Genomic DNA, 20721 nt, shown 5'->3' on the forward strand with positions numbered 1-20721 from the left:
AGTGGGCTGGGTCACCGCGAGCCCCGAGCTGGTGGCCGCCGTCCGCTCGCCGAAGCAGTTCCTGACCTATGTGTCCGCGGGCCCGCTCCAGTACGCGGTCGCCGAGGCGCTGCGCCTGCCCGACAGCTACCACGACGAGCTGCGCGCCAGCCTGCGGGCCAAACGGGACCTGCTGAGCGGCGGGCTCGCCGAGGCCGGTTTCGAGGTCTACCGACCGGCCGGCACGTACTTCGTCACCACCGACATCCGTCCCCTCGGTGAGAGCGACGGCTTCGCCTTCTGCCGGGCGCTGCCCGAGCGGTGCGGCGTCGTCGCCGTCCCGAACGCGGTCTTCTACGACCACCGCGAGCAGGGCGCGCCGTTCGTGAGGTTCGCCTTCTGCAAGCGGACGGAGGTCCTGCACGAGGCGGTGGACCGCCTCAAGCGACTGGCGTCCTGAGGAACGAGCGGCCGTCCCGAAGGCGGCCGGCCCGAGAGCGGCCGGTGTCCCGGGAACGGCCGGCCGGCCTGCCGGCGAGCCGGACGAACGCGGCGCGGGCGGGGGCGGGCCTTTCCGGCCCCGCCCCCGCCCGCTTGCCCGCTCGTACCGGTCAGGCGTCCGGTGCGGCCTGTTCGGTGCCGTCGGCGCCTTCCGGCTTCTCCTCGGACGGGACCAGGCCGAGACGCTCCTGGAGCCACTTGTCGAACTCGATCGAGGCGCGCACCCAGCTGACCGTCGACGAGACGAAGTGCTCCAGGCTGACGCCCGTACCGATGAGCATCTGCGCCTCACCGATCAGCCGGATCGAGGTACCGGTGTCGTCGGAACCCTCCTCGGCCTCGTGGGTGTGCGTGTAGACCTTCGGCCACAGGGTGCGGCGGTTCCAGTCGTCGATCGCGTCGAGGAGGACCGGGCGCTGGTCCGCGGCGTGCGGGCGGTCGTAGAACGTACGGACCGAGAAGACCTGCTGCTCGGCCTCGCCGCGGAACATGAAGTAGGTCCGGAATTCCTCCCACGGCGCGGCGAGGTCGCCCTCGTCGTCCACGACGTACTTCAGTTCCATCTGGTCCAGGAGCTGCTTGACGAGGTCCTGGTCAGGGACGACGGGGCCCTCCGGTCCTGCGGCCTGCGGTTCGGGCTGGCCCCCGAAATTAGGAATCGAGGACGGATCGATGCTCACCGTGTTTTTCCCTTCGTGCGGTTGCCGACATCCTCTCCCATGGCGGGCGGGGGATGGCAAGCCCCGGCGGGGCCGATCCGCCACGAGCTGACAAGCGGCCCGTGCGGGCCGGCCCCGCCGGACCCCGCAGAAGGAGCCGGGCCCCGCAGAAGGAACAGAGGGAACAGAATGCTCCCCCCAGGTGATGGCTGCCCGGCGCCGGGACGGTGACGTCCCGGCGCCGGGAGGGTTGCGCGCCCCGGGAGGGTTACGAGGCGGTGCCGACGAGCAGACCGTCCCCGGCCCGGTCCACCCGGACCGTGTCCCCGTCCCTGACCTCGCCCGCGAGGATCTCCTTGGCGAGCCGGTCCCCGATCGCCGTCTGGATGAGGCGGCGCAGCGGCCGGGCGCCGTACGCCGGGTCGTTGCCCTCCTCGGCCAGCCAGGCCAGGGCCTCCGGCGTGACGTCGAGGGTGATCCGGCGGTCGGCCAGGCGCCTGGCGAGCCGGTCGATCTGGAGCTTCGCGATGTGCGAGAGCTCGTCGCCGGTCAGCGCGGAGAACACCACCAGGTCGTCCAGCCGGTTCAGGAACTCCGGCTTGAACGAGGTCCGTACGACCTCCAGGACCTGCTCCTTCTTCGCCTCGGGCTTGGTCAGCGGATCGACCAGGAACTGGCTGCCGAGGTTCGAGGTAAGGATCAGGATGGTGTTGCGGAAGTCCACCGTCCGGCCCTGTCCGTCGGTGAGCCGGCCGTCGTCGAGGACCTGGAGCAGGATGTCGAAGACCTCGGGGTGCGCCTTCTCCACCTCGTCCAGCAGGACGACGCTGTACGGGCGGCGGCGGACCGCCTCCGTGAGCTGGCCGCCCTCCTCGTAGCCGACGTATCCGGGCGGGGCACCGACGAGCCGCGCGACGCTGTGCTTCTCGCTGTACTCGCTCATGTCGATGCGGACCATCGCCCGCTCGTCGTCGAACAGGAAGTCGGCGAGCGCCTTCGCCAGCTCCGTCTTGCCGACCCCGGTCGGGCCGAGGAAGAGGAACGATCCGGTGGGCCGGTCGGGGTCCGCGATCCCGGCACGGGTACGCCGTACCGCGTCCGACACCGCCCGCACGGCCTCGGTCTGGCCGATGAGGCGCTTGCCGAGCTCGTCCTCCATGCGCAGCAGCTTCTGCGTCTCCCCCTCCAGCAGGCGTCCGGCGGGGATACCGGTCCAGGAACCGACGACGTCCGCGATGTCGTCCGGGCCGACCTCCTCCTTCACCATCGTGTCCTTGGCGGCCTCCTGCTCGGCCTCGGTCGCCTCCGCCAGCTCCCTTTCCAGGCCCGGGATCTCCCCGTACAGCAGCTTGGAAGCGGTGTCGAAGTCACCGTCGCGCTGGGCGCGTTCAGCCTGGCCGTGCAGTTCGTCCAGGCGCTCCTTCAGCTCACCGACGCGGTTGAGGCCCTGCTTCTCCTTCTCCCAGCGGGCGTTGAGGCCGCGCAGCTCCTCCTCCTTGTCCGCGAGGTCGCGGCGGAGCTTCTCCAGACGCTCCTTGGAGGCGGCGTCGGACTCGTTCCTGAGCGCCAGCTCCTCCATGTGCAGGCGGTCGACGGCGCGCTGGAGCTCGTCGATCTCGACCGGCGAGGAGTCGATCTCCATGCGGAGCCGGGACGCCGCCTCGTCGACCAGGTCGATGGCCTTGTCGGGGAGGAAGCGGGAGGTGATGTAGCGGTCGGACAGGGTCGCAGCGGCCACCAGCGCGGAGTCCGCGATGGAGACCTTGTGGTGGGCCTCGTACCGGCCCTTGAGGCCGCGCAGGATCGCGATGGTGTCCTCGACGCTGGGCTCCGCCACCAGCACCTGCTGGAAGCGCCGCTCCAGGGCCGGGTCCTTCTCGATCCGCTCGCGGTACTCGTCGAGCGTCGTGGCGCCGACCATGCGCAGCTCACCGCGCGCCAGCATCGGCTTCAGCATGTTGCCCGCGTCCATGGCGGAGTCGCCGCCCGCGCCCGCGCCGACGACGGTGTGCAGCTCGTCGATGAACGTGATGATCTGCCCGTCGCTCTCCTTGATCTCGGAGAGGACGGTCTTCAGCCGCTCCTCGAACTCGCCGCGGTACTTCGCACCCGCGACCATCGCACCGAGGTCCAGCGAGACGAGCCGCTTGTTGCGCAGGGACTCGGGGACGTCGCCCTTGACGATGCGCTGGGCGAGCCCCTCCACGACGGCCGTCTTGCCGACGCCGGGCTCGCCGATGAGCACCGGGTTGTTCTTGGTGCGGCGGGACAGGACCTGGACGACGCGCCGGATCTCCTGGTCACGCCCGATCACCGGGTCGAGCTTGCCCTCGCGCGCGGCGGCCGTGAAGTCCGTGCCGAACTTCTCCAGAGCCTTGTACTGACCCTCCGGGTCGGGTGTGGTCACCCGGCGCCCTCCCCTGCTCTTCTCGAACGCGTCCAGCAGCCTCTTCGCACCGGCGCCCTGCTCGGAGAGGATCTCACCGGCCCGGCCGCCCTTCGCGGCGATGCCGATCAGCAGGTGCTCGGTGGAGATGTAGTCGTCGCCGAGGTCCTTCGCGCGCTGCGCGGCGTCGGCGATGACGGCCAGCAGCTCGCGATTGGGCTGCGGCGGGGCGACGGTCGAGCCGGTGACACTGGGCTGCGCGCCCAGGAGCCGTTCCGTCTCGGTACGCACCACGATCTGGTCGGCCTCGACGGCGGCCAGCAGATCGATGATGTTCTCGTTGTCCTCGCCCGCGAGCAGCGCGAGCAGCAGGTGCCCGGGGGTCAGGTCGGGGTGACCGTCCTTCACAGCCCTGCTGGTGGCCGCGTTGAGGGCGTCCCTGCTCTTGTTGGTCAGCTCGGCGTCCACGTGCGTCGTCTCCTCCTTGCGGTGGCTGCTCTCTCCACAACACTGACTTGGTCAACGTCTACTAAGTTGAGTCTATTCCACTCAACCCAGTTTTTCGCACACACCACACAGCACCACCGCCACCACAGGCCAGGGGGCCCCTGCCTACGCTGTGCGCATGGCAGTCGACCCGACGAATCCGAGCCCCGAGTACCTCGCGTTCTGGCGCGAGCACCACCTGTGCACCCTGACCACCCCTCGCCCCGACGGCTCGCCGCACGTGGTGCCAGTGGGCGTGACGTACGACCCGGGGGCCGGGCTCGCCCGCGTCATCAGCGACAAGAGCACCCGGAAGGTGACCAACGTCCTGGCGGCGGGCCCGGACGGCGCCCGCGTGGCGGTCTGCCAGGTCGACCGGCGCCGCTGGGCGACGCTGGAGGGGCGCGCGCGGGTGCGCACCGACGAGGAGGCCGTCGCCGACGCCGTACGCCGCTACGAGGAACGCTACGGGCGCACGCCGGCACCCAACCCGAACCGCGTCGTCATCGAGATCACCCTGGACCGGGCGCTCGGCAAGGCATGAGCCCCGACAGGACATGAACAGCCGCGGAGCAGGAGCCCCGGCAGGACGCGGCGCGGCACGGCAGGGCACGCGCCCCGCCGGAGCACGGCACGGCAGGGCGCAGCACAGCACGGGAAAAGCACAACGGCGCCATCGTGTTCAGGTCACGATGACGCCGTTGTGTGGGGGAGTGACTGAGCGACGTGTAACGACGGGGGATCGCTCAGGCACTGCGGGGGGTGGCGGAAATGGTCTCTGGTTGGAACAGCTGGTGGTCCCGCCGGTCGAGATTCACGAAGATCATGTCGTACCGGATCGCGCAGCGGACGGGCTGCGGTGCTCCGCGCGGCTTGCGCAGGCAGCGGTACGCACGCACTTCGTCGTCTTCTTCGCGCGCGACAACGATGGGGTCGCCGAACAGAGTGACCATCAGCGAGTCGCCACAGCGGGGGAGGGCCGTGACGAGATCGATGAAATGCCAGCCTGATCGGTAGGCCGTGGCCATTTCCCGCCGGAAGGTCCGGTCGTCCGGCGGGATGGTCATGCGCCCAGGTGGTTCGGCGTGGACCAGGCGATGTCACCGGGCGCGGGCGCCGCCTGGACACCCCATGCGATGTCGCCCTGGGCGGTGGCCGGGGTGACCCATGCGATGTCACCAGGGGCCGCGGCCCGGACGGACCAGGCGATGTCACCCGACGCCTGGGTGGACCACGCAATGTCACCCGGCGAGGATGCCGCCTCGCTGCTCCATGCGATGTCGCTGCCGCTCACCGCCCCGAGTCCCAGGGCCGCGGCGAACGAGACGGCAAGCGCCGAGCGAAGCATTCGCTTATACATAGTCGGCTTCGTCCTCACTTGTGGATTCTTCTCCCCCGCACCTAAGACGATGTCTCACCTGGGCACACGAACACCACCGGGTCGATGCATCATGTTCCTGCATGTTCAGGAACCTGGGGGGTGGAGAATATGGTCACAAGCGATACAAAGCCGACACATCCTCATGGGATCACCGAACTCTGCGAGCCAGGAGTACGGCTGTACGCCAGCGCTTTGCGGTCGGGACGTATCGCCAGGAGCGAAGTGGAACCGGCTCCCTGTCTCATGGACTTCGCCCTGCTGCACCCCGACCCCGACGACGCCGACTGGCTGCGCCCCGTGCCGCCGTCCGCCGCCCTGGCGAAACACCTGCATCCCATCGAGCGCGAAATCCTGGAGCGCCGACGGCATTCGGTCCTGCTCACCGAGTCCTTCGAGCCGTTCATGGACATCAGCGCGCAGGATCCGCCGACCACTCACGCCATCACCGTGCTGGAAGGGGTCAACCGGATCAACGCGGCGCTCGACCTCGCCACGGCGGAGTGCCGATCGGAAGTCCTCACCGTCCAGCCGGGCGGCGGACGCAGCGAAGATCGCCTCAGCGAAGCCTTGGAACGCGGTCTTTCCGTAGTGGATCGCGGTGTCAGCATCCGCACCCTCTACCAGCACACCGTACGGCACAGCCCAGGCACCCTGGCCTACGCCGAGCGGATGGCCGACGACAACGTGGAGATCCGGACGCTCGAAGAACTCATCGAGCGGCTCATCGTCTTCGACCGCACCGTGGCGTTCATCCCCGCCCAGGACGACCGCCAAGTCGCCCTGGAACTGCGCCATCCCGGGCTCGTCGAGTATCTCGTCAAGGTGTTCGAGCAGCTGTGGACCCGGGCGGCACCGCTCCTCGAAGAGGTCAAGTACGACCCGACCCCCGAGGGGATCAGCGGAGTTCAGCGGTCCATCGCCCAACTCCTCGTGGAGGGCCATGTCGACGACTCCATCGCCCGCCGTCTCGGCATGAACGTCCGCACCTGCCGCGCACACGTCGCCAAGTTGTCCGCCGTCCTCGGCAGCAACAGCCGCGCCCAGCTCGGCTATCTGATCGCGCGTTCAGGGATTCTGGAACAGGTGCCGGACTGACACGGTCGCAATCGCGAAACACCGGAGCACCGCCCCGTGGGGCATCCCCGTGCCCGGTACGACCGGCTCCCGGCCCGAGTCGTCCGGATCCTCGCGCGCACAAGCGCGCACCAGGCCGTCGCGGGGCGGCCGTTCGTCCCGGGGAGCGGCCCCGACCCGGTCGCCGCGCCCACCACCGGCACCGCCGCCCGGACCGCCGTGCCCGGCCCCTCCGGTGCGTCCGACGCGGCCACCGGCCGGCGCGACCGGCTCACGCCGTACGCGGCGCCCCGCCCCACTCCGCCAGGAGCTCCTCCCGCTTCGCCCGTCCGGGGGTCCCGCCCTGCCACTCACGGCCCCAGGCGAGCAGGGCGGCGGGGGTGGCACGGCCCTCCGCATACGCGTCGAGCAGGTCCTGCGACAGCCGGAACTCGGCTGTGCCGTAGGAGGCGGCGGGCGCGTACACGGTCCATTCCACTTCCCCGTCGGGGGTGTCGAGGCGTACGAACATCGCCGGGCCGTCGTCGAACCCGCCGAAGGCGACGGTGGTCACCGTTTCCAGCAGGATCCCGGCCACCCGGCCCGGCGAGGACCGTACGGGCGCGCCGACCACCGTCGCGCGCCGGATGTCACGCCACGCCCAGGTGCCGCGCCGGTCCTCCCCGAGCCCGGTCAGGCCCTCCTCGGTGAGGAGCACACCGGGACCGGTCTCGTTGGGCGGGGCGCCTATGTGCGCCGACGCTGCGGTGATCCAGAAGAGACCGACCATGGACATGCGTACCGACTCCCGACTGTGCCGCCGGGCGGCTCGGCCCCCAGCTTCCGTGACGTGTGGTGCGGCGAGACCGCGCGGGACGGTGTCGACCCCGCCCGTCCGCGGCCCCACAAGGCAGGACGCGATCGGACGGAGGAGGGTTTCGTCCGCCGTCCGGGCGGTCGGCGCCCACGCACGTCACAGGGCACCGGACACGCGGCACACGGAGCACACGGCAGAGCGCCGGGGAGCCGACCCGTCGGTCGCCTCCCCGGCGCTCCGACCGGAGTTGCGGGGCATCCCCCGGAAAACTCCGGCCCTGTTCAGTCCTTGGGCCGCTTGGGCCGCCAGACCACCAACGCGCTGGTCTGCTGCACGTCCTGGTACGGCACCAGATCGCGCCGGTACGAGGCATGCACCTGGGCCTCACGCTGCTGCATCGCCGCCGCCGCGCCGTCCACCGCCGCCGTGAGCTCGGCGACGCGCTGCTGGAGCGCGGCGACCTGGTTCTCCAGCTCGATGATGCGCTTGATCCCGGCGAGGTTGATGCCCTCGTCCTGCGACAGCTGCTGAACCGTGCGCAGCAGCTCGATGTCGCGGGCCGAGTAGCGCCTGCCGCGCCCGGCCGTGCGGTCGGGCGAGACCAGCCCCAGGCGGTCGTACTGGCGCAGTGTCTGCGGATGGAGGCCCGAGAGCTGGGCCGCGATCGAGATCACGTACACCGGTGTCTCATCGGTCAGTTCGTACGGATTACGTCGTCGGCCGTCCACCTCAAGCTCCCTTCGCCGCCTGGAAGAGGTCCGCCCGCGGATCGCTGCCCGCGGTCGCCTTCCGGTATGCCTCCAGTGCTTCCCTGGCCTCGGTGCCGAGATCCTTGGGCACCGTCACCTCGACGGTGACCAGCAGGTCGCCCCGGGTGCCGTCCTTGCGGACCGCGCCCTTGCCGCGGGCGCGCATCGTGCGCCCGTTGGGGGTGCCGGCCGGAAGTTTCAGGGTGACCGGCGGGCCGCCGAGCGTGGGCACCTTCACCTCGCCGCCGAGCGCCGCCTCCGTGAAGTCGACGGGCACGGTGACCGTGAGGTTGTCGCCCTTGCGGCCGAAGACCGGGTGCGCGTCGACGTGCACCACGACGTACAGGTCGCCGGCCGGTCCGCCGCGCTCACCGGGACCGCCCTTGCCGCGCAACCGGATCCGCTGGCCGTCCGAGACGCCCGCCGGGATCCGGACCTGCATGGTCCGGGCCGACTTCGCCCGACCGCTGCCCTTGCAGACGTCGCAGGCGTCCTGGGCGATGAGGCCCCGGCCCTTGCAGTCGACGCAGGGGTCGGTGAGCGAGAAGCCGCCGCCGGAGCCGCGCGACACCTGGCCGGTGCCGAGACAGGTCGGGCAGACCCTGGGGGTGCCGTTCTTGTCGCCGGTGCCGGAGCACGCCTTGCAGGGCGCCTGGCTGGACATCCGCAGCGGGACCGTGGCCCCGTCGACCGCCTCGGTGAAGCTGAGCGTCACCTCGGACTCGATGTCCTGGCCGCGGCGCGGCTGCGTCCGCGTACCCGCGCCGCCCCGGTTGAACAGGCCGCCGAAGACGTCGCCCAGACCGCCACCGCCGCCGAAGCCACCGGCTCCGCCGGTCTGGCCGCCCGGGGCACCGCCCTGGGCCCCTCCGAAGAGGTCGCTCAGGTCGAAGTTGAAGTTGCCCCCGGCACCTCCCGGCCCGGGCCGGAACCCGCCGTTGCCGAAGAGGGCGCGCGCCTCGTCGTACTCCTTGCGCTTCTTGGCGTCACCGAGGACGTCGTTCGCCTCGGAGATCTCCTTGAAGCGTTCCTCCGCCTTGTCGTCACCCTTGTTGGCGTCCGGGTGGAACTCGCGGGCGAGCTTCCGGTACGCCTTCTTGATCTCGGCGTCGGTGGCGTCCTTGGGGACGCCGAGAACCTTGTAATAGTCCTTCTCGACGAAGTCCTTCGTGCTCATCGACGTCCCTCCTTCCGGACGATCGGCCGTGCGACCGGCTCACGGGCCGGTCGCACGGCCGGGCGGTGCGCCGCGAGATGGTCAGACGGGATGTCAGACCTCCTCGCCGCCACCGCTCTCCTCGTCGGTTGCCTTCTCTTCCTTGGCCGCGGCCGGAGTCGCGCCCGGCTGCGGCTCGGCCACCGCCACCCGCGCGGGGCGGATGGTGCGCTCGCCGATCCGATACCCCGGCTGCAGGATCGCCACGCAGGTCGTCTCCGTGACGTCCGGCGCGTACGAGTGCATCAGGGCCTCGTGGATCGTCGGGTCGAAGGGCTCGCCCTCCTTGCCGAACTGCTGCAGGCCCAGCTTGGCGACGACCGTCTCCAGCGATTCCGCCACCGACTTGAACCCGCCCACGAGCTCGCCGTGGTCCCGGGCCCGGCCGATGTCGTCGAGCACGGGCAGGATCTCGGACAGGAGGTTCGCGACCGCGATCTCCTTGACCGTGGCCCGGTCCCGCTCGACGCGGCGACGGTAGTTCTGATACTCGGCCTGGAGCCGCTGGAGGTCGCCCGTGCGCTCGTTGAGCGCGGTACGGACCTGGTCCAGCTGGGCCGTCAGACCGACGGTCTCTACTGCGTCCCCGGCCGGGGCCGCCTCTTCCTCCTTGGGGGAGGAGGAGGCGTCCTTCGGCTCAGCTCCGTCAGGGGTGGCGCCGGAGGGGACGTCGGGCTTCTCCTCGAAACCCGAGTTCTCCTCGGTCACACCGCACCGCCCTTGGCGTCCTTCTCGTCGTCCACGATCTCCGCGTCGACGACGTCGTCGTCGGCCTTGGCCCGCTGGGCACCCGGCTGCGGGTCACCGTCGGCCTGGGCACCCGCGTACATCGCCTGGCCCAGCTTCTGGGAGACGGCCGCGACCTTCTCGGTGGCCGTGCGGATCTCGGCGTTGTCCTCGCCCTTGAGCTTCTCCTTCAGCTCGTTGACGGCGGTCTCCACCTCCGTCTTCACGTCGGCGGGAACCTTGTCCTCGTTGTCCTTGAGGAACTTCTCCGTCTGGTAGACGAGCTGCTCGCCCTGGTTGCGTGCCTCGGCGGCCTCGCGGCGGCGGTGGTCCTCCTCCGCGTACTGCTCGGCCTCCTCACGCATCCGGTTGACCTCGTCCTTCGGCAGCGAGGAGCCGCCGGTGACGGTCATCTTCTGCTCCTTGCCGGTGCCGAGGTCCTTGGCGGTGACGTGCATGATGCCGTTGGCGTCGATGTCGAAGGAGACCTCGATCTGCGGGACGCCGCGCGGGGCCGGCGGCAGGCCCGTCAGCTCGAACATGCCGAGCTTCTTGTTGTACGCCGCGATCTCGCGCTCGCCCTGGTAGACCTGGATCTGGACGGACGGCTGGTTGTCCTCGGCCGTCGTGAAGATCTCGGAACGCTTGGTCGGGATCGTGGTGTTGCGCTCGATGAGCTTGGTCATGATGCCGCCCTTGGTCTCGATGCCGAGGGACAGCGGGGTGACGTCGAGCAGCAGGACGTCCTTGACCTCGCCCTTGAGGACACCGGCCTGGAGCGAGGCGCCGATGGCGACGACCTCGTCCGGGTTCACACCCTTGTTGGCCTCGCGGCCACCGGTCAGCTCCTTGACGAGCTCGGCGACGGCCGGCATACGGGTCGAGCCACCGACGAGGACGACGTGGTCGATCTCGGACAGCTGGATGCCCGCGTCCTTGACGACGTTGTTGAACGGCGTCTTGCAGCGCTCCAGCAGGTCGGCGGTCAGCTGCTGGAACTGCGAGCGCGTGAGCTTCTCGTCCAGGTGCAGCGGGCCCTCGGCGGACGCCGTGATGTAGGGCAGGTTGATCGTGGTCTCGGTCGAGGAGGAGAGCTCGATCTTCGCCTTCTCCGCGGCCTCGCGCAGACGCTGGAGCGCCATCTTGTCCTTGGACAGGTCCACGCCGTGCCCGTTGGCGAACTGCTTCACCAGGTAGTCGACGACGCGCTGGTCCCAGTCGTCACCACCGAGGTGGTTGTCACCGTTGGTGGCCTTCACCTCGACGACGCCGTCGCCGATCTCCAGCAGCGAGACGTCGAAGGTGCCGCCACCGAGGTCGAAGACGAGGATCGTCTGGTCGTCCTTGTCGAGCCCGTATGCCAGAGCGGCGGCCGTCGGCTCGTTGACGATGCGCAGGACGTTCAGGCCCGCGATCTCGCCGGCCTCCTTCGTGGCCTGACGCTCGGAGTCGTTGAAGTACGCGGGAACGGTGATGACCGCGTCGGTCACCTTCTCGCCCAGGTACGCCTCGGCGTCACGCTTCAGCTTCTGCAGGATGAAGGCGCTCATCTGCTGCGGGTTGAACTTCTTGCCGTCCAGGTCGATCTTCCAGTCGGTGCCCATGTGGCGCTTCACCGAGCGGATGGTCCTGTCGACGTTGGTCACCGCCTGGCGCTTGGCGACCTCGCCGACCAGCACCTCGCCGTTCTTCGCGAAGGCGACGACGGACGGCGTGGTCCTGGCGCCCTCTGCGTTGGTGATGACGGTGGGCTCGCCGCCTTCGAGAACGCTGACGACGGAGTTAGTCGTGCCCAGGTCGATGCCGACCGCACGTGCCATTTCGATTCCTCCAGGATGACTACTTGAGCGGAACTCACTCAAGGATGCATGACACGAATCCCAGTGTCAATAGAGTTGAGTCGAGCCGACTCAACTAACGTGCACCTGCCGCGCTCGCACCGATCACCCCGACCGCCCCCGGGCAACATTCGCTCGCCCCACGAGCCACACAACCCCTCCCCATCATCACGCCATGGGATCGTTCTGCCATAAACCGCCGTGAGTCGCGCAAACCTGGCACTCCGGCCCACCGATCCCACCAGGCAGGTGCGAACGATGCAGAGACAGGGGCAGCGGAGACAACGGGAGCAACGGAGACAACAGGGGCAGACGGGGGCACGGGGGCGGCGACACCCCACGCGCCGACCATCGACGGCAGCCCTCGCGCGACTCCTGGAGCGCCGCCCGGGACGACTCGCGGGACACCGCCCGGACCGCACCCCGCGGTGGCATCCGGGGCGGCACCCGTCGGCCGGGCGCGTCCTGGACCTGACCCTCGGATCGGTCCTGCTGGTCCTGACCGCCCCGGCACTCGCCGCGGGCGCCCTCGTCCTCGCGGCACGAAGACCGCCGGGCGGCATCGTCGAGCGCTCGCCCCGGGTCGGACAGGGGGGCAGGGTGTTCCTCCTGCGCTCGCTGCGCACCCGTCGGCTGCGACTCGACGTGCTCTCCCGCCTGCCGCACGTCGTACGCGGGGACCTCTCCCTCGTCGGCCCGGAGCCCCTGTCGCCGGACGACCCCCGGTCCCACTTCACGAGCACCACTGCCCCTACCGACCCCCCAGGCGCCACCAGCCCCGGCGACCCCGGCAGCCCCGGCGACGCATCCGGCACGTCCGGCACACCCAGCCCGTCCGGCGCGCGACACTGGCGACAGGAACTGAAACCGGGCCTCACCGGCCTGGCGCAGATCCGCTCCCGCTCCGGAATGCCCTGGGACGAACCCGACCTGCTCGACCAGCACTACGCCGAGCACCGCGGGGTGCGCCTCGACCTGGCCATCCTGGCGCGTTCCGTACGGATTCCACTGCTCCGGGGCCTCCCCGGGGCGGCCCGCCCCGAAAAGACGTACCCGAGCGACACAGATCACCGCCGATGCGGCTACAGCGCCGCGGAATAAGTGGGTAGTGTCAGCACGGACTGATTAAGTTACTGCTTAGTAGATGCGAGTATTCGCTCGTAGACGCTGGATCCCACCCTCGCAGGCCCGAGGAGCCCCCAAATGCAACTCGCCGCGATCATCGTGTCGCTGGTGCTGACTGTGGTCGGCGTTGCGCTCATCGCCCGAGCCGTCGCGCAGATCTACCGGTTCGTCACACTCGGACAGCCGGTCCCGGCAGGCAGCCGTACCGACAACCCGAAGCAGCGCACGATCACCCTGGTCAAGGAGTTCCTCGGCCATACCCGGATGAACCGGTGGGGGATCGTCGGCTTCGCGCACTGGTTCGTCGCCATCGGCTTCCTGACGCTGCCGCCGACCCTGCTCCAGGCGTACGGCCAGCTCTTCAAGGCCGACTGGGTGCTGCCGATCATCGGCGACTGGGCGCCGTTCGAGATGTACACCGAGTTCATCGGCCTGATGACGGTGGCCGGCATCCTCACGCTGATCGCCATCCGGCTGCTGAACCTGCCCTCGCGGGCCGGCCGCAAGTCCCGCTTCGCCGGCTCCAAGGCGTGGCAGGCGTACTTCGTCGAGTACGTCATCCTCATCATCGGCCTGGCGATCCTCGCCCTGCGCGGTCTCGAAGGCGCGATCCACCACATCGACGGCTACGAGGCCGGGTACTTCATCTCGTACCCCCTGGTCCTCGCGTTCCAGGGCCTCACGCTCGGCACGCTGCAGAACCTCATCTACCTCGTCGCCGCGATCAAGATCAGCACCTCGCTGATCTGGATGATCACGGTCTCGCTCAACACCAACATGGGTGTCGCCTGGCACCGCTTCCTCGGCTTCCCGAACATCTGGTTCAAGCGGAACGCGGACGGCGAGCCGGCCCTGGGCGCGCTGCAGCCGATGACGTCCGGCGGCAAGGAGATCGACTTCGAGGACCCGGGCGAGGACGACGTCTTCGGCGTCTCCCAGGTCGAGCAGTTCTCGTGGAAGGGCATCCTCGACTTCTCCACCTGCACGGAGTGCGGCCGCTGCCAGTCGCAGTGCCCGGCCTGGAACACCGGCAAGCCCCTCTCCCCCAAGCTCCTGATCATGTCCCTGCGCGACCACGCGCACGCCAAGGCCCCGTACCTGCTGGCCGGCGGCGGAAAGACGATGGAGGGCGAGGAGAAGGCGTCCGAGGAGCAGCTCAAGGACGTCCCGGCCGCGGCGCTCGCGGAGGCGGAGCGCCCGCTGATCGGCACGGTCGAGGAGAACGGCGTCATCGACCCGGACGTGCTGTGGTCCTGCACCACCTGCGGTGCGTGCGTGGAGCAGTGCCCGGTCGACATCGAGCACATCGACCACATCGTCGACATGCGCCGCTACCAGGTGATGATCGAGTCCGCGTTCCCGTCCGAGGCGGGCACGATGCTCAAGAACCTGGAGAAGAAGGGCAACCCCTGGGGTCTCGCCAAGAAGCAGCGCGTCGAGTGGACCAAGGAGGTCGACTTCGAGGTCCCGATCGTCGGCAAGGACGTCGAGGACCTGACCGAGGTCGACTACCTGTACTGGGTCGGCTGCGCGGGCGCCCTGGAGGACCGGGCCAAGAAGACCACGAAGGCGTTCGCGGAACTCCTCCACATCGCGGGCGTCAAGTTCGCGATCATGGGCGGCGACGAGAAGTGCACCGGTGACTCGGCCCGCCGTCTCGGCAACGAGCCGCTGTTCCAGCAGCTCGGCCAGGAGAACGTGGCGATGCTGAACATGGCGTTCGGTGAGTCCCTCGACGAGGACGGGGGTGTGGACGACTCGACGAAGAAGGCCAAGTCGGCGAAGAAGATCGTCGCGACCTGCCCGCACTGCTTCAACACCATCGCCAACGAGTACCCGCAGCTCGGCGGCGAGTACGAGGTCATCCACCACACCCAGCTGCTCCAGCACCTCATCGACGAGGGCCGGCTGATCCCGGTGACCCCGGTCGAGGGCCTGATCACGTACCACGACCCGTGCTACCTGGGCCGTCACAACAAGATCTACACCCCGCCGCGCGAGATCATGGACAAGGTCCCCGGCCTGCGCCAGCAGGAGATGCACCGCCACAAGGAGCGCGGCTTCTGCTGCGGCGCGGGCGGCGCCCGGATGTGGATGGAGGAGCGGATCGGCAAGCGCATCAACGACGAGCGCGTCGACGAGGCCCTGTCCCTCGACCCGGACATCGTCTCCACCGCCTGCCCGTTCTGCCTCGTCATGCTGACCGACTCGGTCAACGGCAAGAAGAACGACGGCAAGGCGAAGGAGTCGGTCCAGGTGGTCGACGTCTCGCAGCTGCTGCTGGACTCCGTGAAGACCCCGGCCGACCCGGCGGGCGACGCCGAATCGGCGAACGAACCGGAGCCGGAGCCGGTGAAGTAGACCACCCGGACCGCCGCACGACGGAAGCGGCCGGACCTGCCTCAAGGGCGGGCCCGGCCGCTTCCACTTTCCCGTGTTTCCGCAGCTCCCCCGCTCGCGAACGGGGGAGCGGCGGAGCCGCCCCCGCCCCCTCAGCAGGTTTCCAGGGCCCCGACGCCTCCCCGGGGCTCCCCCGGGGTCTCCCTTAGGGGATGTCACAGCTCGGCCGCAATGGCGGGCAGGTTTCCCCGGCCCTCTCACCACACCCGCGCGGACCAGGTACGTTCGACGCGTGGCTGGATTCAGGATCGGACGCGGCCGGGACAACCGCACCCCGCAACAGGCGCAGCAGCAACCGCAGCAGCAGCCCTACGGCACACAGGCACCACCGCCGTACGGGCAGCAGCCATGGCCGCCGGCGGGCGGCAACGGCGCCCCTCCCCCGTACCACCACGGCGGCTACGCCAACGACGGCAACGGCGGCTACCAGGGCGGCTACAACCCCGGTGGCCCCGGGCCCGGTCATCACCCGGGCCACCACGCCGGTGGTCACGGCGAGCCGGAGTACTTCGGCGACCCGTACCAGCAGCAGCCCCACCCCCACGGAGGCCCGCGGCAGGGCGACCCGTACGCCAACTCCCCGGGCCACACCCAGGCGTTCAGCCTCGGCGAGGACCCGTACGGCGACGGCAGCACCTACCGCGCCGGTCAGGCCCCCGCCCAGCCCGCAGGCCCGCGGCTGCACTGGAAGGACCTGCTCAGCGGCATCGTGCTGCGCCCGGGGCCGACGTTCTGGCAGATGCGCGACTACCCCGTCTGGGGCCCGGCGCTGATCGTCACGTTCCTCTACGGCCTGCTCGCCCTCTTCGGCTTCGACCAGGCCCGGGAAGACGCGATCAACGCGACGATCTCCACGGCGATCCCCTACGTCGTCGTCACGGGCGTCTGCTTCGTCATCGGCGGCCTGGTCCTGGGAGCGGTCACACACACCCTCGCCCGCCAGCTCGGCGGCGACGGTGCCTGGCAGCCGACCGTGGGCCTCTCCATGCTGATCATGTCGATCACGGACGCGCCCCGCCTGATCTTCGCCCTGTTCCTCGGCGGCGAGAACTCCCTGGTCCAGGTCCTCGGCTGGGTCACCTGGCTGGCCTCGGCCGCACTCTTCACCACGATGGTCAGCAAGTCGCACGACCTGCCGTGGCCGAAGGCCCTGGGCGCGTCCGCGATCCAGCTGATCGCCCTGCTGTCGATCATCAAGCTGGGCACGATCTGACCCGCGGCACCGCATCGCACCGCGTCGGCGTGTGCGCGACGGCCCCGGCACCGCACGAAGGTGCCGGGGCCGTCGCCCGTGCGGACCGGGCCCGCACGGGCTGCGCGTTCGCGGTCCGCGCTCGTATGCGCTGCGCCGTCGTGGTCCGTGCCCGTATGCGCTGCGCCTACACGGGCTGTGCGTTCGCCGAGGCCGACGGGAGGGACGTCCGGTCCGCCCCGACCCGGAGGGTGTAGCCCCTCGGGATCTCCTCGTCCGGCTTCCCGCTGACCGCGGTCGCGGTCGCCTGTGCGGAGAAGTCGTCCTCGACGGCGAGCATCGGCGTGTAATTGGTCTGTCCTTCGCGCACGGACGCGGCCTGTCGCTGTGAGGGCGTGGTGTTGATCGTCACCGTGTCCCCGGGCCGTGCACCGGTCAGCTTGCCCCATACCGTCGCGCACCGCTCGCTGTACCGGATCTCCAGCTGCATCGTGCCGACCCAGTCCTTCTCCAGCGTCCGCGCGCCCACATCGCACCCGGTCGTCCTGGGATCCAGCCCCACGCACGTCTCCGCCGCACAGGAGGGCGAGGCTGCGGACCCGGGCGTCGCCGTGCCCGGCGACCCGGACGCGGCGGGAGGCGGCCCCTTCGCCTCCTCGTCGTCACCGCCTTCGAACACCGAGGTGAGGATCACGGAGGCGACCGCGCCGACGACGGTCACGACCAGCGCGCCGATCAACGTCTCGGGCCCGTGACGCCCTGCCCAGCCGCGCCATCGGGAGCGGGAGGTCGAGGAGCCACCGGCTCCTTCGGGTAAACCGCTCGGCCCTCCGGGCGACGGAGTGCCGTTCCCTTCTGCCATCTCTCCCCCAGTTCCGCCACAGACCATGGCAAGACCTGTCCGCCTGGAAGGAGAGTGTTCCCCGCCGAACGTCACGCCTACCCCGCACAAGCGAACGCCCGAGGCCCGCCGGGCCGGGCCCGGCGGGCCTGATGTCCACCGTGTCTCGGGCCCGCGTCCGCGGGGCCCGAAGTAGAAGTCCGCGTGCGCCGGGTCTCAGGCGTCGAGGACCTGTCCGCCACGCCGTACGACGGGCTTCTCCACGCTCCACGGGAAGTTGATCCAGCGATCGGTCTTCTTCCACACGTACTCGCACTTCACGAGCGAATGCGGCTTCTCGTAGATGACCGCGCTGCGCACCTCGGCCACGTGATCGATGCAGAAATCGCGTACGAGCTTCAGCGTCTTCCCGGTGTCGGCGACGTCGTCGGCGATCAGAACCTTCTTGTCCGAGAAGTCGATCGCATTCGGAACGGGTGCCAGCATGACCGGCATTTCCAGGGTGGTCCCCACCCCGGTGTAGAACTCGACGTTCACCAGGTGGATGTTCTTGCAGTCCAGCGCGTAGGCAAGACCGCCTGCGACGAACACTCCGCCACGCGCGATGCTCAGCACTATGTCGGGCTCGTAGCCGTCGTCGGCCACGGTCTGCGCCAACTCGCGCACGACATGACCGAATGCCTCGTACGTCAGATTCTCCCGCACGTCATCGCTCATTCGATATCACACCTGGGTCCGATGGAAATTCAAGTACGAACGCGACGCGGTCGGCCCGCGCTGGCCCTGGTACCGGGATCCGTACCGGTCGGAGCCGTACGGGAACTCGGACGGCGAACTCAGCCGGAACATGCACAGCTGCCCGATCTTCATGCCCGGCCAGAGCTTGATCGGCAGAGTCGCGAGATTCGACAGCTCCAGCGTCACGTGCCCGGAGAATCCCGGGTCGATGAAGCCTGCGGTCGAATGCGTCACCAGCCCGAGCCGCCCCAGCGAACTCTTCCCCTCCAGCCGCGACGCGAGATCGTCGGGAAGCGAAATGACCTCGTACGTCGAGGCGAGCACGAATTCACCGGGGTGCAGGATGAACGCCTCGTCCCCGTCCGGCTCGACCATGCGCGTCAGATCGGTCTGCTCGACGGCCGGGTCGATATGCGGGTAACGGTGGTTCTCGAACACCCGGAAGTAGCGGTCGAGCCGCACGTCGATACTCGATGGCTGCACCATCGACGCATCGAATGGATCAATGCGTACACGTCCGGCGTCGATCTCGGCCCGGATGTCCTTGTCTGAGAGAAGCACTCCCCGAGGATACGCAGAACGCGCGGGCCCGCCCCAACCAGGGACCGCCCCGCGCGCCTGTCACCGCTCCCGCCGCGTCATCCGCGGCCTTCCGCTACCGCTGCTCGAGCACCACGGGCACGGCATGCCGCAGCCGCGCGCAACGAGGACAGCGAATGAGCCGCCCGGGGCCGATCCGTCCGGACCCGAGCTGCTGCATCGGGAACGAGGCGGTAGCGAAAACGTGCCCTTCGGCACAACGGACGACGGTGCGCTCCATGGAGTCCATCAAGTCCCTTCCCCATCAAGACGTGGACGAGAACGCCACATTAGGGGATGAACAGGACGCCGCTCCAGGCGGCACTCCGACGCCCTACGCTACGCCCCCAACTCCCGCCCCCAGCAACCGCGTCCACCCCTCGCACCGACGTCTTCACACGTCAAAAAGACCCCCGGCGCCGCCGGGGGTCTGGCATGGGGTAGAGTGTCGAACGCTGCACAAGGGACCGATCGAGCGCGATGATCACTGTGCTTCGCGGGTGTAGTTTAATGGTAGAACATGAGCTTCCCAAGCTCAGAGCGCGAGTTCGATTCTCGTCACCCGCTCTTTGATGAAGGCCCCGGTCAGCGACCGGGGCCTTCATCGTTGTCCAGCCTGTCAGGTCGGCCGTTTCCTCCGGCGCACCACCGCAGCCGAGCGTCCGGACTGCTGGGGCCCACTCCGGCCGTCCCTGAAGTCACCGGAGCGGGCGGTGATGGGCGAAGTGGCGGGTGCGCAGGGCCATGTAGAGGAGATCTGCCACGAGCACGGCGATGCCGATGGAGAGCAGGAAGAGGAGTCCGTCGGCGACGGCGCCGATGAGTCCCAGAATGATCGCGGCGGTGATCAGGGCGAGAAAGAGTGTCATGGGGCCGCCTCCCTGGCGGTCGTCGGCTCAGCGTCGGGCCAGTTGCCGTTCGCCGTTCGCACCGGGCGCGTAGGCGAGGCCGTAGTGGTGGAAGACGGCTCCCTCGTCCTCGAAGGGCAGGATGCCGTCCATGCCGATCGAGGGGCTCCGTTTCGCCAGCTTCTTGTCATGGGCGACCCGTACGTACCCCGGCCCGACCATCGCCCCCCTCCAGGGGACGAACACGAGGCGGTGCCGGGTGGACAGGCCGACACGGACCGTGGCCCTGGCCGGTTCACCGGTGGTGGTGTCGACGCAGACGGATTCCAGCTCGCCGATCTTATGGCCGCCGGAATCCACCACTTCCTGGTTGCGCCACTCGCGGATGTCCGTCATCTGGATCACGCCGCCCCTCCGCGCTCGGTCGTCGGTGGGGGAAGCGCGGCGACGAGGATCTCGGTGGCCTGCGTGATGTTGTCGGCGTGGACCGCGCGGGCCATGGCCGTGCGGGCGGCATCGGGTTCCGTGTCCGGCGGAACCACCATCAGCGCGAAGTGGTCCTTGTCGCCGCGGGTGATCAGGACGGTGTCGTCTCCGACGGGGAAGGAGTCGAGGTGGACGATCCGGTCGTCGATGATCAGGCGGGTCGGTATCGCGTCCCAGGCGGCGGCGTCCAGGCCCACCCGGGTGATGGGTCCGAGGTGTTCGGTCAGGACGGACACCAGCGCGGGAACCTCCTGCTTAACGTCGCGGGTGCGCGGCCACCACGCCCCGTCGAGGACGCCCTGCCGGGAGTGCGTCGTCTCCAGCCGGAGCAGAGCCGTACCGGGTCGAACCACCTGGTGGATCGTGTCCGGCAGGAGCAACGGGGGCGTGGGCGGGATGTCTGAGTCGGCCATGGTGGGTCCGCCCGTCTACGGGGAGCTGCCGCGGCGCTCGCGGGCCCCGCCTGTGTGGGTGCCGGGCCGTCGGCGGGGCGACTGTGCCGTCATTTCACGGTAACTCCGGCTCCCGCATATCCGCCCGTCGCCGCACACTCGTCCACACGAAACCGGAAGTCTTGCCCCGTATTCAGGACGAAAGCGAGCTGCTCGGACGTACGCTGGACATACCGGAAGTACTTCGAGCACCAGCTTCCACGCAGGTGTCGTTTCCGGGGAACACGAAAACCGGGCTGCCGATTCGGCAGCCCGGGGGCAGGTTCGCA

At 69.4% G+C, this 20721-nt stretch carries 20 protein-coding genes, 1 tRNA gene and 1 pseudogene; 7 read left to right on the forward strand and 15 right to left on the reverse strand.

Translation table 11 applies throughout. The features are described from left to right. Window position 1: 1 nt before the first annotated feature. Window positions 2-439 (forward strand): annotated as a pseudogene (locus AMK22_RS26375) (aminotransferase class I/II-fold pyridoxal phosphate-dependent enzyme); the annotation flags it as partial. Window positions 440-590: 151 nt separating this feature from the next. Here AMK22_RS26375 and AMK22_RS26380 read toward each other — a convergent pair. Both AMK22_RS26380 and clpB read right to left on the reverse strand, forming a co-directional pair. After that, window positions 591-1160: a YbjN domain-containing protein gene (locus AMK22_RS26380; RefSeq protein ID WP_073789007.1), complete on the reverse strand. Its 570-nt coding sequence runs from the start codon at window positions 1158-1160 to the stop codon at window positions 591-593. Window positions 1161-1407: 247 nt separating this feature from the next. After that, entirely contained in the window at window positions 1408-3993 is a 2586-nt protein-coding gene (gene clpB / locus AMK22_RS26385; RefSeq protein WP_073789009.1) for an ATP-dependent chaperone ClpB, read from the reverse strand. A gap of 157 nt (window positions 3994-4150) precedes the next feature. Between clpB and AMK22_RS26390 the strand changes: the two genes are divergently transcribed. Continuing rightward, window positions 4151-4555, forward strand: coding sequence for a pyridoxamine 5'-phosphate oxidase family protein (locus AMK22_RS26390; protein WP_073789010.1), 405 nt, complete (start codon window positions 4151-4153; stop codon window positions 4553-4555). Between the two features lie 202 nt (window positions 4556-4757). Here AMK22_RS26390 and AMK22_RS26395 read toward each other — a convergent pair whose 3' ends face one another. Then, on the reverse strand, window positions 4758-5078 hold the full coding sequence (locus AMK22_RS26395; RefSeq protein ID WP_073789012.1) for a (2Fe-2S)-binding protein: 321 nt from the start codon (window positions 5076-5078) through the stop codon (window positions 4758-4760). Beyond that, the gene (locus tag AMK22_RS26400) at window positions 5075-5359 is read right to left on the reverse strand and encodes a hypothetical protein (RefSeq protein WP_199883322.1); all 285 of its coding nucleotides are present in this window, start codon (window positions 5357-5359) and stop codon (window positions 5075-5077) included. Before AMK22_RS26400 ends, AMK22_RS26395 begins: the two co-directional genes overlap by 4 nt. 141 nt (window positions 5360-5500) lie before the next feature. Here AMK22_RS26400 and AMK22_RS26405 point away from each other — a divergent pair, with 141 nt between their 5' ends. Then, window positions 5501-6487, forward strand: coding sequence for a helix-turn-helix transcriptional regulator (locus AMK22_RS26405; protein ID WP_199883323.1), 987 nt, complete (start codon window positions 5501-5503; stop codon window positions 6485-6487). A gap of 250 nt (window positions 6488-6737) precedes the next feature. Here AMK22_RS26405 and AMK22_RS26410 read toward each other — a convergent pair whose 3' ends face one another. The 5 genes from AMK22_RS26410 to dnaK form a co-directional block, all read right to left on the reverse strand. Next, window positions 6738-7241, reverse strand: coding sequence for a hypothetical protein (locus AMK22_RS26410; protein WP_073789016.1), 504 nt, complete (start codon window positions 7239-7241; stop codon window positions 6738-6740). 302 nt (window positions 7242-7543) lie between these two features. After that, the gene (locus AMK22_RS26415) at window positions 7544-7990 is read right to left on the reverse strand and encodes a heat shock protein transcriptional repressor HspR (RefSeq protein ID WP_073789018.1); all 447 of its coding nucleotides are present in this window, start codon (window positions 7988-7990) and stop codon (window positions 7544-7546) included. 1 nt (window position 7991) lies between these two features. After that, window positions 7992-9188 (reverse strand): molecular chaperone DnaJ, encoded by a 1197-nt coding sequence (gene dnaJ / locus AMK22_RS26420; protein WP_073789020.1) that lies wholly within the window; start codon window positions 9186-9188, stop codon window positions 7992-7994. A 93-nt stretch (window positions 9189-9281) separates the two neighbouring features. Then, window positions 9282-9935 carry a nucleotide exchange factor GrpE gene (gene grpE / locus AMK22_RS26425; protein ID WP_073789022.1) on the reverse strand — a complete coding sequence of 218 codons (654 nt, stop codon included), beginning with the start codon at window positions 9933-9935 and terminating at the stop codon, window positions 9282-9284. Then, window positions 9932-11773 (reverse strand): molecular chaperone DnaK, encoded by a 1842-nt coding sequence (gene dnaK, locus AMK22_RS26430; RefSeq protein ID WP_073789023.1) that lies wholly within the window; start codon window positions 11771-11773, stop codon window positions 9932-9934. Before dnaK ends, grpE begins: the two co-directional genes overlap by 4 nt. 276 nt (window positions 11774-12049) lie before the next feature. Here dnaK and AMK22_RS26435 point away from each other — a divergent pair, with 276 nt between their 5' ends. The 3 genes from AMK22_RS26435 to AMK22_RS26445 all read left to right on the forward strand — a co-directional run bounded on the left by AMK22_RS26435 (window position 12050) and on the right by AMK22_RS26445 (window position 16529). Continuing rightward, window positions 12050-12892 (forward strand): sugar transferase, encoded by an 843-nt coding sequence (locus AMK22_RS26435; protein ID WP_079186406.1) that lies wholly within the window; start codon window positions 12050-12052, stop codon window positions 12890-12892. A gap of 102 nt (window positions 12893-12994) precedes the next feature. Next, window positions 12995-15277, forward strand: a complete 2283-nt coding sequence (locus AMK22_RS26440) for a (Fe-S)-binding protein (RefSeq protein ID WP_073789025.1) — start codon at window positions 12995-12997, stop codon at window positions 15275-15277. Window positions 15278-15548: 271 nt separating this feature from the next. Beyond that, window positions 15549-16529, forward strand: a complete 981-nt coding sequence (locus tag AMK22_RS26445; protein WP_073789027.1) for a Yip1 family protein — start codon at window positions 15549-15551, stop codon at window positions 16527-16529. 166 nt (window positions 16530-16695) lie between these two features. On the opposite strand, the gene AMK22_RS26450 is transcribed toward AMK22_RS26445, so the two are convergent. The 3 genes from AMK22_RS26450 to dcd all read right to left on the reverse strand — a co-directional run bounded on the left by AMK22_RS26450 (window position 16696) and on the right by dcd (window position 18648). Beyond that, the gene (locus AMK22_RS26450; RefSeq protein WP_206780480.1) at window positions 16696-17370 is read right to left on the reverse strand and encodes a DUF2690 domain-containing protein; all 675 of its coding nucleotides are present in this window, start codon (window positions 17368-17370) and stop codon (window positions 16696-16698) included. Between the two features lie 195 nt (window positions 17371-17565). Beyond that, the gene (locus AMK22_RS26455) at window positions 17566-18066 is read right to left on the reverse strand and encodes a phosphoribosyltransferase (protein WP_073789028.1); all 501 of its coding nucleotides are present in this window, start codon (window positions 18064-18066) and stop codon (window positions 17566-17568) included. A gap of 6 nt (window positions 18067-18072) precedes the next feature. Further along, window positions 18073-18648 carry a dCTP deaminase gene (gene dcd, locus AMK22_RS26460; protein ID WP_073789030.1) on the reverse strand — a complete coding sequence of 192 codons (576 nt, stop codon included), beginning with the start codon at window positions 18646-18648 and terminating at the stop codon, window positions 18073-18075. A gap of 514 nt (window positions 18649-19162) precedes the next feature. Here dcd and AMK22_RS26465 point away from each other — a divergent pair. Continuing rightward, window positions 19163-19233 (forward strand) — tRNA-Gly (locus tag AMK22_RS26465). Between the two features lie 131 nt (window positions 19234-19364). Here AMK22_RS26465 and AMK22_RS40200 read toward each other — a convergent pair. From AMK22_RS40200 to AMK22_RS26475, 3 genes are read right to left on the reverse strand one after another with little or no spacing between them, the layout of a single operon-like run. After that, window positions 19365-19535: a hypothetical protein gene (locus tag AMK22_RS40200; protein WP_199883324.1), complete on the reverse strand. Its 171-nt coding sequence runs from the start codon at window positions 19533-19535 to the stop codon at window positions 19365-19367. 27 nt (window positions 19536-19562) lie between these two features. Further along, window positions 19563-19919, reverse strand: a complete 357-nt coding sequence (locus tag AMK22_RS26470) for a PRC-barrel domain-containing protein (protein WP_073789032.1) — start codon at window positions 19917-19919, stop codon at window positions 19563-19565. Further along, a complete protein-coding gene (locus AMK22_RS26475; RefSeq protein WP_073789033.1) occupies window positions 19916-20413 on the reverse strand; it encodes a DUF5994 family protein in 498 nt (165 codons plus the stop codon). The genes AMK22_RS26470 and AMK22_RS26475 overlap by 4 nt, the downstream gene beginning before the upstream one ends. Window positions 20414-20721 lie beyond the last annotated feature (308 nt).

It is taken from the genome of Streptomyces sp. CB01580 (assembly GCF_001905795.1).
Lineage (GTDB): Bacteria > Actinomycetota > Actinomycetes > Streptomycetales > Streptomycetaceae > Streptomyces.

What these genes read in the sequence shown, in the direction of transcription:
- AMK22_RS26390 (WP_073789010.1), top strand. Translation starts at nt 4,151, where the DNA reads ATGGCAGTCGACCCGACGAATCCGAGCCCCGAGTACCTCGCGTTCTGG.
- AMK22_RS26395 (WP_073789012.1), bottom strand. Translation starts at nt 5,078, where the DNA reads ATGACCATCCCGCCGGACGACCGGACCTTCCGGCGGGAAATGGCCACG.
- AMK22_RS26400 (WP_199883322.1), bottom strand. Translation starts at nt 5,359, where the DNA reads ATGCTTCGCTCGGCGCTTGCCGTCTCGTTCGCCGCGGCCCTGGGACTC.
- AMK22_RS26405 (WP_199883323.1), top strand. Translation starts at nt 5,501, where the DNA reads ATGGTCACAAGCGATACAAAGCCGACACATCCTCATGGGATCACCGAA.
- AMK22_RS26410 (WP_073789016.1), bottom strand. Translation starts at nt 7,241, where the DNA reads ATGTCCATGGTCGGTCTCTTCTGGATCACCGCAGCGTCGGCGCACATA.
- dnaJ (WP_073789020.1), bottom strand. Translation starts at nt 9,188, where the DNA reads ATGAGCACGAAGGACTTCGTCGAGAAGGACTATTACAAGGTTCTCGGC.
- dnaK (WP_073789023.1), bottom strand. Translation starts at nt 11,773, where the DNA reads ATGGCACGTGCGGTCGGCATCGACCTGGGCACGACTAACTCCGTCGTC.
- AMK22_RS26435 (WP_079186406.1), top strand. Translation starts at nt 12,050, where the DNA reads ATGCAGAGACAGGGGCAGCGGAGACAACGGGAGCAACGGAGACAACAG.
- AMK22_RS26440 (WP_073789025.1), top strand. Translation starts at nt 12,995, where the DNA reads ATGCAACTCGCCGCGATCATCGTGTCGCTGGTGCTGACTGTGGTCGGC.
- AMK22_RS26450 (WP_206780480.1), bottom strand. Translation starts at nt 17,370, where the DNA reads ATGGCAGAAGGGAACGGCACTCCGTCGCCCGGAGGGCCGAGCGGTTTA.
- AMK22_RS26455 (WP_073789028.1), bottom strand. Translation starts at nt 18,066, where the DNA reads ATGAGCGATGACGTGCGGGAGAATCTGACGTACGAGGCATTCGGTCAT.
- AMK22_RS40200 (WP_199883324.1), bottom strand. Translation starts at nt 19,535, where the DNA reads ATGACACTCTTTCTCGCCCTGATCACCGCCGCGATCATTCTGGGACTC.
- AMK22_RS26475 (WP_073789033.1), bottom strand. Translation starts at nt 20,413, where the DNA reads ATGGCCGACTCAGACATCCCGCCCACGCCCCCGTTGCTCCTGCCGGAC.